The organism is Hoyosella rhizosphaerae, from assembly GCF_014643175.1.
Taxonomy (GTDB): domain Bacteria; phylum Actinomycetota; class Actinomycetes; order Mycobacteriales; family Mycobacteriaceae; genus Lolliginicoccus; species Lolliginicoccus rhizosphaerae.
In genome coordinates this window covers 732,965-747,642 of the sequence record NZ_BMJH01000002.1, presented here as the reverse complement: position 1 = coordinate 747,642, position 14,678 = coordinate 732,965, and the positions used below count along the sequence as shown (strand labels likewise).

Annotated in this window: 13 protein-coding genes; all 13 read right to left on the bottom strand. The window is 58.8% G+C overall.

Annotated features, from left to right (window positions below):
* Positions 1 to 168: 168 nt before the first annotated feature.
* Positions 169 to 1,440 (bottom strand): tyrosine--tRNA ligase, encoded by a 1,272-nt coding sequence (tyrS, locus tag IEW73_RS11725; RefSeq protein WP_188674885.1) that lies wholly within the window; start codon positions 1,438 to 1,440, stop codon positions 169 to 171.
* 63 nt (positions 1,441 to 1,503) lie between these two features.
* On the bottom strand, positions 1,504 to 2,118 hold the full coding sequence (locus IEW73_RS11720) for a DNA-3-methyladenine glycosylase (protein WP_188674882.1): 615 nt from the start codon (positions 2,116 to 2,118) through the stop codon (positions 1,504 to 1,506).
* A gap of 22 nt (positions 2,119 to 2,140) precedes the next feature.
* A complete protein-coding gene (locus tag IEW73_RS11715; RefSeq protein ID WP_188674879.1) occupies positions 2,141 to 2,359 on the bottom strand; it encodes a Trm112 family protein in 219 nt (72 codons plus the stop codon).
* 52 nt (positions 2,360 to 2,411) lie between these two features.
* A complete protein-coding gene (locus IEW73_RS11710) occupies positions 2,412 to 5,399 on the bottom strand; it encodes an AMP-binding protein (RefSeq protein ID WP_372433584.1) in 2,988 nt (995 codons plus the stop codon).
* Between the two features lie 138 nt (positions 5,400 to 5,537).
* Positions 5,538 to 6,974 carry an argininosuccinate lyase gene (gene argH / locus IEW73_RS11705; protein ID WP_229675943.1) on the bottom strand — a complete coding sequence of 479 codons (1,437 nt, stop codon included), beginning with the start codon at positions 6,972 to 6,974 and terminating at the stop codon, positions 5,538 to 5,540.
* A 13-nt stretch (positions 6,975 to 6,987) separates the two neighbouring features.
* Positions 6,988 to 8,187, bottom strand: a complete 1,200-nt coding sequence (locus IEW73_RS11700) for an argininosuccinate synthase (protein WP_188674871.1) — start codon at positions 8,185 to 8,187, stop codon at positions 6,988 to 6,990.
* A gap of 50 nt (positions 8,188 to 8,237) precedes the next feature.
* Positions 8,238 to 8,750 carry an arginine repressor gene (locus tag IEW73_RS11695; RefSeq protein ID WP_188674868.1) on the bottom strand — a complete coding sequence of 171 codons (513 nt, stop codon included), beginning with the start codon at positions 8,748 to 8,750 and terminating at the stop codon, positions 8,238 to 8,240.
* A complete protein-coding gene (gene argF, locus IEW73_RS11690) occupies positions 8,729 to 9,652 on the bottom strand; it encodes an ornithine carbamoyltransferase (protein WP_188674865.1) in 924 nt (307 codons plus the stop codon). The genes IEW73_RS11695 and argF overlap by 22 nt, the downstream gene beginning before the upstream one ends.
* Positions 9,649 to 10,845 (bottom strand): acetylornithine transaminase, encoded by a 1,197-nt coding sequence (locus IEW73_RS11685; protein WP_188674863.1) that lies wholly within the window; start codon positions 10,843 to 10,845, stop codon positions 9,649 to 9,651. The genes argF and IEW73_RS11685 overlap by 4 nt, the downstream gene beginning before the upstream one ends.
* Positions 10,842 to 11,762 (bottom strand): acetylglutamate kinase, encoded by a 921-nt coding sequence (gene argB / locus IEW73_RS11680; protein ID WP_188674861.1) that lies wholly within the window; start codon positions 11,760 to 11,762, stop codon positions 10,842 to 10,844. Before argB ends, IEW73_RS11685 begins: the two co-directional genes overlap by 4 nt.
* Positions 11,763 to 11,818: 56 nt before the next feature.
* Positions 11,819 to 13,054 carry a bifunctional glutamate N-acetyltransferase/amino-acid acetyltransferase ArgJ gene (argJ, locus tag IEW73_RS11675; RefSeq protein ID WP_188674858.1) on the bottom strand — a complete coding sequence of 412 codons (1,236 nt, stop codon included), beginning with the start codon at positions 13,052 to 13,054 and terminating at the stop codon, positions 11,819 to 11,821.
* Complete coding sequence (gene argC, locus IEW73_RS11670; protein WP_188674855.1) at positions 13,051 to 14,088, bottom strand: N-acetyl-gamma-glutamyl-phosphate reductase; 1,038 nt, start codon at positions 14,086 to 14,088, stop codon at positions 13,051 to 13,053. The genes argJ and argC overlap by 4 nt, the downstream gene beginning before the upstream one ends.
* 39 nt (positions 14,089 to 14,127) lie before the next feature.
* Positions 14,128 to 14,673, bottom strand: coding sequence for a hypothetical protein (locus IEW73_RS16570; protein ID WP_229675941.1), 546 nt, complete (start codon positions 14,671 to 14,673; stop codon positions 14,128 to 14,130).
* Positions 14,674 to 14,678 lie beyond the last annotated feature (5 nt).

The window sequence follows — 14,678 nt, the reverse complement described above, 5'->3', positions numbered from 1 at the left end:
ACCCCCGGTGCACCGGCTCCGCGTCACAGCGGCGAGAACATAAGTTACACACAACCCACACCAAACACAAACCACCAGCTCACACGGCGGCACCCAATCTCAACTACTCCAAAAGCAGCAGGGCGCCCAGCTTATTCACTGGACGCCCCACAAATTCACACTCGAGTACTACAGCTTCCGTACCCCAGCAAAGTTCCGCTTCCCACGCCGAAGCACAATCCACTCCCCGTGCAACCAGTCACTGTCGGCGGGTTCCCAAGCTTCGTCCGATTGCTTGTCGTTGTTTACTGCGGCACCGCCTTCGCGGATGGTACGCCGAGCCGCTCCCTTGCTCTCGCAAAGTCCGCTCAGTACGAGCAGGTCCACGAGAGTGCATGGGTCCCCTTCCCGAAGTTCGCCAATCGGTGCCTCTGACAGCGCCGCGGTTAGCGTTCGATTGTCCAGGTCGCGGATATCAGCTCGTCCAAAGAGCGCTTGGCTGGCCAACTCCACAGCGTGGGTGTTCGCTTCGCCATGCACCAGGTTGGTCATCTCCCGCGCTAGCTTCTTCTGCGCCGTCCGCAAGTGCGGGCTCTCTTCAGTGACCTTCTCGAGCTCGTCGAGTTCTTCACGTGACAGGAACGTGAACCACCGGAGGTACCGCACGACATCAGCATCATTGGTGTTGATGAAGTACTGGTACCAGGCGTAGGGGCTTGTCATCTCTGGGTCAAGCCAAAGGCTTCCGCCACCCGTCGACTTTCCGAACTTTTTCCCGTCGGACGAGGTCACCAGCGGGACAGTAAACCCGTGGACATGTTTGCCATCGAGTTTTCGGACGAGATCAACGCCAGCGACGATATTGCCCCACTGGTCAGAACCGCCTATTTGCAGCGTGCAGTCGTAGTCACGCCGGAGGTGCACAAAATCTTGAGCTTGCAGCAGCATGTACGAGAATTCTGCGTACGAAATTCCATCGGATTCGAGGCGTCGCTTCACCGTTTCGCGAGCGAGCATGACATTCACGGAAAAGTGTTTACCGATATCACGTAGGAACGCGATAGCAGACAGGTTCGCTGTCCAGTTCATGTTGTTTTCGACGACGGCGGCGTTTGCTGTGCCGTCGAAGTCTACGAACCGTTCAAGTTGACCTTTGATTTTGTCGGACCACTCAGCGACAACGGATTCGTCATTCATCGAACGCTCGCCCACGTCACGGGGATCTCCGATAAGACCCGTCGCACCGCCAGCTAGGACAATCGGCCGATGCCCGGCCTTCTGAAACCGGCGCAAAACCAATAGCGGGATGAGGTGTCCGGCGTGCAAGCTTGGCGCCGTGGGATCAAATCCGGCATAGAGAGTTGTCATTCCCTTGTTGAGGTGCTCACGCAAAGCGTCGAGATCAGTTGACTGAGCTATGAGCCCCCGCCAGGTGAGTTCTTCCATGATGTCGTGAGTCATGGCGATAGTTCCTTCCTTACATGCTCTCGAACGGCTAGTTTGGGGGCCGCCACATTCCCACAGTCAATTTTGTAGTGTGTCAGCTTTGGGATGACGACGGTACCGGGAAACGGATGCATGACCATCGACCCACAAGCGCCATGGTGTGCTCGCCGCGTGCCGGACTCCAACGCGTGGCCCGTAGGCGATCTTTCTGACTGGTTCAGCCACATCGAGTCTCACTGGCGAAGCCGGGTCGCAAACGTCGCTGCCTTGAAGATCAGGGGTGATTCCTAGTGCGCAAGCAAAGTTTCCGGGGCCACTAGCTACATCGCGTGCGTTGCGCGCAGCCGGACGACGACTCTGTGCCATAGCAGTTCCAGCAACGATCTCACCCGCGCGGAGTAGAACTCCGCCCCCGTGTCCTTCGCTTCCGAAGGTGACGTTCATGCAGAGGTGTACGCCGTAAATTCGATAGACGTACAGGTGCCCGGGTGGCCCGAACATCACAAAGTTACGTTGAGTTCGACCTCTGTAAGCATGCGACGCAGGATCAGGCCAGTTACTGCCTGGTTGGCCCCCGTATGCTTCGACTTCGACTATCCGTGCGGTCACAGTTCCACAGGTAATCTTCTGCCCGAGAACGAGCGCAGCCGCTTCAACTGGGCTCGCATGTTCAAGGTGTGTCCGCAAATCCATCCTGCTACCGCAGCCGCTGTGGCTACGAACCGGTTTTGCGTACAGACCTCGTGAGATAGTCGTCGTGCTGCTCATCGCTGACTGCGACAGCCTCGTCTACCAATAAAACGGGTATCCCGTTCTCAATCGGATACGCGGCCCGCAACCGCGGGTTGTAGAGGACTTTGTCGTCGATGAGGAGCAGTTCGCCGTGGTCCTGGGGACACGCGAGAACGTCTAGCAGCACGGGATCTAAAGGCACAGTTTTTACCCTATCGCTTCGTGATCGGATGGTCACATCTCGCTGAAAATGCTTATGAGTTGGCCTGCTTCATTATGCGCTTGCGGGCAGCCTCAGTGAGCCGATGGTATTTGTGGTCCGCGGTGTCGTAGTACCAGGCGTTAACGGACGCCTGCGGAATGCCATCGGCAGCGAGTGCGCGAGTTTGCGGCCGGTACCACGTTGTCATTGGCATTGTGTCCACCGAATAGATGATGTCCGGGCGTTGCGACTCGGGTAGCACCGAGAGCGCACGATCGAACTGCTCCGGGGTGAACTCCTTAGCTTTGCGCTCAGGTGACGTGACGTCGGTCCGGCGAGAGATCGCTGCAACTGCAAGCGAATGCGCTCCGTGCTCTACTCCAAACGCCACCGCAATATTTAGCAATTCGATGTCTGCGAGCGCATCCTCTATTGGAAGCGAATAAACAACACCGCGGGCAGTGCGGATCAGGGAGTTGCGGTTGTCAACCATCCAGTAGTCGCCGTCGGAGTCGCGACGGAACAGGTGATCTGTTGGGATCCACATATCCCCCGATCGGAAAACTCCGCGGATGACGTTGGGACTCTGCTCACCCCCTGTTCGAGGGAACGCGAGGAGAAGTCCGATGTCATTTTCGGCAGCTTCCTTCACGAAACCGCGTTCATCTTCGATGAACCGATCGTTTTCGACGTCGAATGCGGCGAGCCGGATGTTCGCCGATCCTGGTATGGGTCGACCTTTGGCGCCTGGTTTGGCGCCCGAAACATTCGCCAGCACCGCTTCGCCCTCGGTCGAGGCATAAAACTCGACCACTTGCGCAGGAGCGAACCGGTCTCGCACCCGTTTCCACAAGGCACGGGGCATGCCAGATCCCATGAACAGTCGAATCGGGTGGTGACGCTGAATTTGGAGATCGTCGGCGTCGACTAATTCACCAAGCAACGTCCACGTATATGAGACGACGGTGACGCCGTAGCGATGAACTTCTTCCGCAAACCGGCTTGGATCGAAGCTTCGCGTCAAAGCGATGCGCGCCCCACCCGCTACTGCGCCGCCCAACGTCATGAGCAAACCAGATGGGTGGTGCAGCGGCGTCAGACAGTAGACGGTGTCGCTTGCTGTCAGCGACGCAGCCGAAGCGGTACCAAATGCCGACAGTGCCCACCGGTGGTTGGTGATGAACTGCGGTTCGGTGTGCCCGCGGGATCGCGTGAATACGATAAATGCGAGGTCGCTAGCGATGCCGGGATTTGGCTGGTACCAATCTGGAATGCGAACTGCATCGGGGTCGATGCGTTCCATGTCAACAACATGGTCAGCATCCCCCACTGGTAGGTCGCGGTTCTCGCCACCACCCAACACAAATACGCGGACCCCAGCCTTCATCGCGTCGGGCAGGTTGGGTGGGTCGGCAACAATTCCCGCTACTTCACCCAACCGAATCGCTTCGGTGAGGTCTGTTCCTGGCTGAAGCAGCACACTGACGGCGCCGAGGCGCGACAGTGCAGCGATTGTCGCGAGCGCACTTGGCCTAGTTTCCATCAGCACACCGACGTGGCTGCCTTGCCTTATGCCCAACGAAATGAGGCCCCGGACCACGTTGTTTATGCGCTCGTTAACGGCCGCATTGGTGTGCACGCGGTCATCGAAAAGGAACAACTCCCCCAACGGCGCCCGTCGGCCCTGTTCTTCGAGCAGCAGGCCAAGTGACATCCGTGTGTGTGCCTGCATGACGCCAAGCCTGGCCAGTCGCGGCAAAGTTCTGACGGCCTCGCCCGCAATTTCCTTCGTGGTCTTCGCGGCGCCAACCGTCACATCGACGACGTCTTGCGCGACGCCAAAACCAATCTCAGCGGCTTGGCTCGCACTATTGACGAGCCGCGACATTACTGTGTAGTCGCCGTCGGCGGCCGGTTGGTCTTCATCGGTCATGGGTTTGGCGATGCCTGGCTGGCCGTGCTTGCCTTCGTGCCACAACACCCAGTCAGCGACAGTGGGCCACGTTAATGTCCCCGCGCTCGACCCGACGACCAGACCGAAATGGCCAGCTCGTAGCGTTGCTTCGTACACATCAGCTCGCGGCGCTGCGCGGCGGATTCCTCGCACTGCCCGCGGTGTACCAATGTCGTCCGTTGAACCGACAAACGCCAGGACGGGGCAGGTAATCTCGGCGAGGCTGATCAAGCGGTCGTCGATGACAAAACCACCCGTCATCATCCGGTTGTGGACGACGAACTGCTTGAGCAGTTCCGCGATTGCTGGCCCGGACCATGCGACCCACCCGTCCACTTCCAGGAAACGCCGCTGGCGTTCTCTCGGAAGCAGGGCTTCCCGGTCGTGCAGTTGCATCAAGAAGTCAAGACGCGATTTGACGGTCTTGACTGGGTCTAGCATCTGAAAGCCGGTTCGAACCATCCATCCGGGGATAGCGAGGCGGTTGAAAACATGGTCGGCCATGAAATCTGCGCCCTTGGTGGCTGCACCCACCGTGATGCCCATCGGCAGTGCCACCGCATCCGTCGGCGATCCAAAAGTGACGATGCTCTTAATGCCTACTGAGCGACGATATGCAGCTGTTTGGTAGCAAAACATTCCGCCCTGGGAGTACCCACCTAGGTGGACGTCTTTGCCCGTGTGCTGCCGCACGATGTTGATGACTTCACTGACAGCAACGACGTGGTCTGCGAGATTACGAGTCATCCCGCCGATTTCGCGGTCAGGCGACCCGAAGTCAATCACCCAGGGGTCGAGCCCCCTATCGTGCAGGATGCCAACCGCGCCTTGCTCCCGCGTCACATCGTAGATATGTGTTGCGACCATCAACGGCGGGACAAGGATTACGGGTGCGCGGGTGTCCATGTCCTCGGCGTCAGGGAAATAGCGCCGAAGCCGAAACATTGGGCGCTGTTCAACAACAGTGAACGGTGACTCAATTTCGCCCGTATCTAGGCCACCGAAGCGAATTACCTCAAGGCCGTTCTGCGCCGTGGCAAGTACACGGTGAATGGGGGACGTGAGGGTTCTTGCCTTGAACTTCACGTAGACCTCCGTCGTCGTCACTCTGTGCCCTGTGGCACCGAGGATGTGCGCTCTGTCTGAATCTTCGCACATTCCCGGTGCCAACTTAGTGTGACGAGGGATTCCACCTATCTTCTGAAGCTGTCGGTGTTATTCAATTCACACACCAATGGGTTTGCTAGCCCAACTTCTCAACTCGGCCGACAATTCGTTAATACGAACCCGTTGTTCCGAAACACGTGCGCCCGAAGTGCCTCCCCGAGAATCACGTGAGGCAATCGATCCCTCGACCGTGAGAACATCGCGGACGTCAGGGGTGAGGTTCACATCAATCTGTGCCAGTTCCTCGTCGGTGAGCTCGTCGAGACCAACATTGCGACGCTCGGCGACTCGTACGCATTCACCGGCCGCTTCGTGTGCCACGCGGAACGGAACGCCTTGCCGTACCAACCATTCTGCGACGTCGGTAGCCAAAGTGAACCCGGCAGGCGCAAGTTCGGCCATGCGGTCCTCGTGGAACGTCAATGTAGACACGAGCCCCACGATCGCCGGAAGAACAAGTTCGAGCTGAGCCACGGAATCAAATACCGGCTCCTTGTCCTCTTGCAAATCGCGGTTGTACGCAAGCGGCTGAGCTTTCAGCGTGGCAAGAAGGCCAGTGAGGTTTCCGATAAGCCGGCCCGACTTGCCCCTGGTTAGTTCGGAAACGTCAGGGTTCTTCTTTTGCGGCATGATCGAACTTCCAGTCGACCACTCGTCAGCGAGCGTGACATACGCAAACTCCGGCGTCGACCAGATAATTACTTCTTCCGCCATGCGAGACAAGTCAACGCCAATCATGGCGAAGACAAACGCAGCCTCGGCGGCAAAATCACGTGATGACGTCGCATCAATGGAGTTATCTGACGACGAGTCAAATCCGAGATCCGCCGCGATGGCCTCAGGATCAAGCCCCAACGACGAACCTGCCAACGCACCGGCCCCGTAAGGCGATACGGCTGCGCGCTTGTCGAAATCACGCAGTCTTTCCACATCGCGCAACAGTGGATGTACATGGGCCAGTAAATGGTGTGCAAGCAATACCGGCTGAGCCGCCTGAAGATGAGTTTTTCCGGGCATAACCGCAGTGGGATGCGCGGCGGCCTGCTCGCTGAGTGCATCGACGAGGTCGAGAAGTTGCACGCTTATTCGCCGAACCGCGTCACGCAGCCACATCCGGAACAAGGTGGCAACCTGATCGTTGCGCGACCGACCTGCGCGCAAACGCCCACCTACATCGGCGCCTACGCGTTCGATAAGCCCACGCTCAAGTGCGCCGTGCACATCTTCGTCGTCGTCGGCTGGCACGAAATCGCCATTCACCACATCAGCGGCAAGCTGCTCAAGCCCACTGATCATGGTGGAGAAATCGGTGTCGCTGAGCAGTCCCGCCTTCTTCAGTACGCGAGCGTGTGCTTGTGAGGCGCGAACGTCATAAGGAGCAAGAACCCAATCAAAGTGGGTGGACTTGCTCAATGCTGCCATGGCGGCGGCCGGCCCTGAAGCGAACCGGCCACCCCACAACGCACCCTGGTTGGTGCCGTGTTGCTGCGTCACGCAAGTACCATCCCTACTGGTTGAGATCGCGACGAGCGGCGATCTTTGAGGACAAACCATGCAGGTGCACGAAGCCCTTGGCTGCGGACTGGTCGAAGGAGTCGCCTTCGTCGTACGTTGCCAGGTTGAAGTCGTACAGTGAGGAATTGCTGCGACGCCCGTTGACGACGATGCTGCCAGCATGAAGCGTAAGGCGGATGTCACCGTTGACGTGCTGCTGCGTGTAGTCGAGGAACGAGTCGAGGGCGTACTTCAGCGGCGAGAACCACAGGCCGTCGTATACCAACTCGCCCCAGCGCTGCTCAACTTGCCGCTTGAACCGAGCAAGCTCGCGCTCATTGGTTACAGCTTCAAGTTCCTGGTGAGCAGCGATGAGCACCATCGCGCCTGGTGCCTCGTATACTTCGCGGCTCTTGATGCCAACGAGGCGATCTTCCACCATGTCGAGGCGTCCGACACCATGACGACCGGCGCGGGCGTTGAGTTCAACGATCGCTTCGAGCATGGTCACGGGGCGGCCGTCGATCGCAACGGGCTTGCCTTTTTCAAAGCTGATGATGAGCTCATCGGGGGCTTGCCAGTTAGCGGTTGGATCTTCGGTGTAGCTGTAGACGTCCTTGGTGGGAGCGTTCCACAGGTCTTCGAGGAAGCCCGTCTCTACAGCCCTGCCCCAGACGTTCTGGTCGATTGAGAACGGGGACTTCTTTGACACGGTGATGGGGATTGCGTTTTCTTCAGCAAACGCAATGGCCTTCTCGCGGGTCCAGGCGTAATCACGCACTGGGGCGATGACCTTGAGGTCGGGAGCGAGTGCGCCAATGCCGACCTCGAAGCGCACCTGGTCGTTGCCCTTGCCGGTGCAGCCGTGCGCCACCGTGGTACCACCGTGTTCTTTGGCGGTGTTCACGAGGTGTTTGACGATGAGCGGCCGAGAAATCGCCGACACAAGCGGGTAGCGATCCATGTAGAGCGCATTGGCTTGCACTGTGGGTAGGCAGTAGTCGTCCGCAAACTCGTCGCGAGCGTCGATACAGATCGATTCGACCGCGCCGCAGTCGAGAGCACGCTGACGAACAACCTCCATATCTTCACCGCCCTGGCCGAGGTCAATAGCGAGCGCTACCACCTCTGCACCAGTTTCTTTCGCGATCCAACTGATGGCGACTGAGGTGTCGAGCCCGCCTGAATAGGCGAGGATCACGCGTTCTGACATGGTGTCCTTACTCCTTAGTGCTAGGTCGATCTAGGGTCTATTTTCAACTTCTACGCCAGTGATTCGAACAGTGTCGCAACGTCAGCGCCACTGTGCGGGTCCCGAGCCACGACAACAATCGTGTCATCACCAGCGATCGTTCCTGCAATTTGGGCCAACGCTGCCCTATCGATAGCACTGGCGAGGAACTGCGCCGCACCCGGAGGGGTGCGTAAAACGGCGAGGTTACCGCTCGGTTCTGCTGAAACGAGAAGTTCACCCACCAAGCGCGATAGCCGTTCAGTTCCGCCTGTTACGCCACGGACTGGGGTGCCATCCTCTGGAACCACATACACGCCGCTTCCGCCATCGGCAGCGCGGAGCTTCATCGCACCGAGTTCTTCAAGGTCACGTGAGAGAGTCGCCTGGGTGACATCGATCCCTCCGTTGGCCAATAGTTGTGCAAGTTCGGTTTGGCTTCGTACTTGATTCTGCGCCAAGATATCAACGATGCGTGACTGTCGTTGTACCCGACTGGGAGTGCCGATTCGCGGGGCCTCACTCATTGCTGCTCCAGCAACCATGCCAACAGTGCCTTTTGCGCGTGAAGTCGATTCTCTGCTTCGTCCCACACAGCACTCTGCGCACCGTCTATGACGTCGTCGGTAATTTCCTCACCGCGGTGGGCGGGCAAGCAATGCAGGACCATCGCATCCGGTGAGGCATGGCTGAGCAATTCCGCATTAATCTGGAATGGCCGGAACGGTGCTACGCGGTCGAGTCCATCGTCCTCCTGCCCCATCGAGACCCATGTATCGGTCACGACGACGTCCGCACCGATGACGGCATCTTTGGGGTTATCGGTAACGGCGACGGCGGCCCCAGTCTGCTCACCTCGCGCTTTCGCCGCACTGACTACATCGTCCGCGGGTTGGAAACCCACTGGCGCTGCGACTGTGACCGACGTACCAGCCGTGACGCCGCCGAGCAGCAGCGAATGTGCCATGTTGTTGGCACCATCGCCTAGGTAAACCATCTTCAGCCCCGCAAGTTTGCCTTTTCGCTCGGCAATTGTCTGGAGATCCGCAAGGACCTGACAGGGGTGGAACGAATCCGACAGGGCGTTGATGACAGGAACTGACGCGGTTTCAGCCATCGCTTCGAGACGGTCGTGACCAAATGTGCGCCACACAATGGCATCGACGTACCTCGACAGCACACGCCCTGTGTCCTGCAGAGTCTCGTCACGTCCGAGTTGTGTTGAGCGTGCTTCGACCACGACGGCATGGCCGCCAAGTTGGGCGACGCCAAGCTCAAACGAAAAACGGGTGCGTGTCGAGTTCTTGTCAAAGATGACAGCGACGCCGCGAGGACCTTCGAGCGGCCTGCGCGAAAACGGACTGCGTTTTAACTCAGCAGCGATCGCCAGAACTTCAGCCTGTTCGGCTGGGGTGAGGTCATCGTCGCGGAGGAAATGGCGCGTCATAGCTGTCCTTCGTCGAGGGCTGTGTTCAGAATCTGCGGCAGAGCCTCCACTAAGTTACTCGCTTGTTCATCGGTGACCACCAGTGGTGGGGCTAAACGGATTGCGTTTGGCTGCGCGGCGTTGAGGAGAAACCCTGCCTGCCGCGCAGCTGATTCAACCGCCGCGGCACGCGGTGCAGTCAGCACAATTCCGAGCAGCAACCCGGCTCCCCGCACGTGGCTGATGAGAGGGTGTTCTAGGTCCTCGATTGCCGAGGTGAGGAACTTTCCGACACGGTCAACGTGGTTGAGTAGGTCTTGTTCCTCAATGGTGCGAATGACAGCGAGCGCTGCCGACGCACACACTGGATTGCCACCGAATGTGGACCCGTGCATTCCAGGCGTTAACAGTGAGGCAGCCGCGCCCGTCGCGATGCACGCGCCAATCGGCAAGCCACCACCAAGTCCTTTTGCAAGTGTGATCACATCAGGAACGATGCCCGCCTGCTGGTGCGCATAGAACCATCCAGTCCGGCCGATGCCGGTCTGGACCTCGTCGAGAATGAGCAGTGCGCCATGTCGAGAAGTAATCGCCCGGGCGGCGGCAAGATAACCTTCGGGCGGTACAACAACCCCGGCCTCACCCATGATTGGCTCCAAGATCACTGCGGCAGTGTCGTCGTCGACCGCGGCTTCGAGAGCCTCAACATCGCCAAAAGGAACATGTGTTACGCCGGGAACGAGAGGTTCGAAGGGGGCACGCTTGGCCGCTTGCCCAGTAAGCGCAAGAGCGCCCATCGTCCGTCCATGAAACCCGTTCTCCGCTGCGATCACTTTCGGTCGACCTGTGCGCCGTGCAATCTTGAAGGCGGCCTCGTTGGCTTCTGCCCCGGAGTTACCAAAGAAAACTCGACCATCTACACCAAGTTTCCCCACGAGCGTTTCAGCAAGTTCGACCACTGGCGGACTCATGTACAGGTTGGAAACGTGCCCGAGTGTGGAAAGTTGCCGCGTCACCGCCTCAACGATCGCCGGGTGACTATGCCCGAGTGAGTTCACGGCGATGCCACCAAGAAAGTCGATGTAACTGCGACCGTCCGCGTCGGTCACCACCGCACCGGAACCCGAAACGAGGGCCATTTTCGGTACCCCGTAAGTGTCCATCACAGACTCTGACCAACGACGTTGAAAGTCGCCTGTAGCTGAGTGGCTCATGCCTTTACCGCGCCTTCCGCAGCCTTATCGATGTCACCCAATGTGACCATTGTGCCGATTCCTTGTTCTGTGAATATTTCGAGCAGCAGTGAGTGAGGAACACGCCCGTCGATCACGTGCGCCGACGGCACACCACCGCGGACAGCTCGCAGGCAGGACTCCATTTTGGGAATCATTCCGCTCGCTAGTGTCGGCAACAATTGGCCCAGTGCGTCGCTCTCGATCTGTGTGACGAGGGAGCCCTTGTCCGGCCAGTTTGTGTACAGGCCTTCGACGTCTGTGAGGACGATCAGCTTTTCCGCACCAATTTCCTCTGCGAGCGCGGCCGCCGCAGTATCGGCGTTGATATTGTGCACGACTCCGTTTTTGTCGGGCGCGATCGTCGATACGACAGGTATCCGCCCGGCGGCGACGAGGTCGAGCACTGCAGCCGGATTCACGGCGGAGACATCGCCTACAAGACCAATGTCAACAAGTTCGCCGTTAACTACGGCCGACCTCTTCTCCGCAGTAAACAGGTGCGCGTCCTCGCCTGAGATGCCGACCGCATACGGACCGTACTCGTTGATCAGTCCAACAAGTTCGCGCCCTACCTGGCCAAATAGAACCATTCGGACGATCTCCATGACATCCGGTGTCGTTACGCGAAAACCACCGCGGAACTCCCCCTCCATGCCAAGTTTGTTTAGCATCGCCGTTATTTGCGGCCCGCCACCATGCACGACGATGGGGTGAATGCCGCAGGTGCGCAGAAAGACCATGTCCGCGGCAAAAGCGTGTTTGAGTTCGTCGTCAACCATGGCGTTGCCGCCGTACTTAACAACGATCGTTTTCCCGTGAAACTTTTGCAGCCACGGCAACGCCTCGGCGAGCACGTGTGCCTTATCCAGCGCGGTGAGGGTATCCGATACCACCATTGTCCTACCGTTCTGTGATGCTTTTTGGGGTGCTGTTTGGGGTGCTGTTTGGCTGATTACGACGAGTACGCCGAGTTCTCGGTGACGTATCCCAGCGACAAATCGGTGGTACGGATCGTCGCTTCACCGGAACCTAGCCCTAGCTCGATGCGGAGAGCGATATCGGTGTCGCTGAGATCGACTTCGCGCGCCCCCGGTGCACCCACACCATTGAGGCATACTGGGTTGCCGTTGAAATAGACACTGGTTTTGTCGGGATCAAGTGCTATCGGCGCGATGCCAATTGCGGCCAACACCCGACCCCAGTTCGGGTCGGAACCGAATAGTGCCGTCTTAACAAGACTGTCGCGCGCAACCACGCGCGCTCCAATCAGTGCTTCGCTTTCACTCGTCGCACCGCTGACGGTGACGGTGACACGCTTTGTTACGCCTTCCGCGTCAGCCATGAGCTGGTCTGCGAGGTCGTCGCAAATGGCGGCTACGGCAGCATTGAGTTCACGTTGCGACGGTGAAACACCCGAGGCCCCCGAGGACAGAAGTAGCACCGTGTCATTAGTAGACGTCGCGCCATCCACATCGAGGCGATCGAAACTGTATTTGGTGGCCTGGCGCAAAGCTGTGTCGAGTTGTTCCGCAGTGGCAACCGCATCGGTCGTCACGACGCACAGCATTGTGGCAAGTGACGGTGCGAGCATGCCAGCGCCCTTTGCCATTCCGCCGACGCTCCATCCGTCACCGTGGGTGCAGGCTGCCTGCTTCGGTACGGAATCGGTTGTCATGATCGCTTGTGCCGCAGATGATCCCGCCTCAATGTTGTCACTGAGTTCGCTTGCAGCGGTGCGCACTCCGGCGAGCACCTTCGGCATTGGGAGGAAATCGCCGATCAACCCGGTCGAACACACAGCAATTTCCACCGCGCCTGTGGGTGTCCCCAGGTCTGTGAGTGCCGCAGCTACCTCTTCTGCCGTGTGATGAGTATCAGCAAACCCTTGCGGGCCCGTGCAGGCGTTCGCGCCACCCGAGTTCAGAACGACGGCGCGTAGCTCGCGTGATGCCATCACTTGCTGGGACCACAACACCGGTGCTGCTTTGACCTTGTTTGTGGTGAAAACCGCGGCTGCTGGGCGCTCGGTTCCGTTGTTGACGACGAGCGCAAGGTCTTTGTTCCCTGAGGCCTTGATTCCTGCAGCAATACCTGTTGCCGCGAACCCTCGAGCTGCTGTGATGCCTTTGTCCCGCTGGATGTCCAATGTGGCCGTAGCTATGGGCGACTGGGGAGTATCGGTGCTCATGGGGCAACTCCAATGGTTGTGAGACCTGCAGTCTCGGGGAGTCCAAGCGCAATGTTCATGGACTGAACAGCACCGCCGGCTGTTCCTTTAGTGAGGTTATCGATCGCAGACACAACAACGAGCTTCTTTGCAGTTTCGTCGACGTGCACGCTGAGGTGGACCGCATTTGAGCCAACGACAGCACTGGTTTGTGGAATCTGGCCAACCGGAAGGAGGTGCACGAACGGCTCGTCGCCGTATGCAGCTTCGTACACTTCGCGCGCCTGCGCCTCAGTCACGGAGGTAGGTGCAACACACGTTGCAAGGATGCCCCGGGCCATAGGTGCAAGCACCGGCGTGAACGATACCGTGACAGCCTCGTCGGTCAGCGCCTGAAGATTTTGGGTGATCTCTGGGTTGTGTCGGTGCGCACCGCCTACACCGTAGGCACGCGCAGATCCCATGACTTCGGATGCCAACAAGTCTGTGCGTAGGGTCTTCCCCGCACCCGAGGCTCCTGTTACTGCAACGATGGTGATCTGCGGTTCAACGATGCCCGCGGCCACTGCTGGCGCCATCGCGAGAGAGGTGGCTGTTGGATAGCAGCCGGGAACGGCGATGCGCCTTGCCCCGGTGAGTGTTTGACGTGCGCCGGGAAGTTCCGGCATTCCGTAAGGCCATGTCCCGGCGTGCGGTGATCCGTAGAACTTTTCCCAGTCTGCAGCGTTTGTGAGCCGGAAGTCCGCTCCACAGTCAATGATGAGCGTCGAGTCTGGCAACGCCTCGGCTATTGCCGCGGAATACCCGTGTGGAAGTCCAAGAAATACGACGTCATGCTGCGCGAGGATTTCTGGTGAAGACTCTTCGATCACGCGGTCAGCGAGCGGAAGTAGGTTCGGGTGATGCTGCCCAAGTCGTGTGCCTGCACTACCTCCAGCGGTAAGGGCACCAATTTCTAGGGAACCATCAACCACGCCTGGGTGGCTTAGGAGAAGTCGTAGAACTTCTCCGCCCGCGTAGCCACTTGCACCTGCTACAGCAATCCTCAACGTCATACGTTTGATTATGCACTCATGTGGAAACTCATACAAACTTTATTTCCGCATGATCCCTTTGATCTGCTCAAGCCGCTCTCGCGCCAACCTCGCCCGCGTCTCCCACTGCTGCTCCAGTGACCGATCCTCCGCCTGATGCACCACAGTCTCCGAAGCGCCAATCGCCACAGCAAAACGAGCAGCAATCCGGTCACGAACCGCGGCGAACGTCGGGATGCCTTCCTTCGTCCAGCCTGCATCCTCATCAGCCACATCGCGACCACTAGGCGCACCTAACGCAGGCACTTCCCCCACTGGAACATCGCTAAAGTCGCGAGACGCCACCGTACCGCCCGCAGCAGAAACACTGACATTGGCGAGTTCCGGATCGTCACTCGACAAAGGACCCGCGATTGCCGACAGTTGCGCAACCTGATGCAAAGGATGCAGCTTCGGACGGTTAGCCGACGCTGCGATAACAAACTCGCACAAATCGGCATCACTCATCGACGCCACCGCCGCACTAAGTTCTTCCCGACTCAGCCCAACGGCACTGCCGTCGCCGCTCCCCTGGCCTTGCGCACCTGTCGATGTGTCACTTGACATGCCCG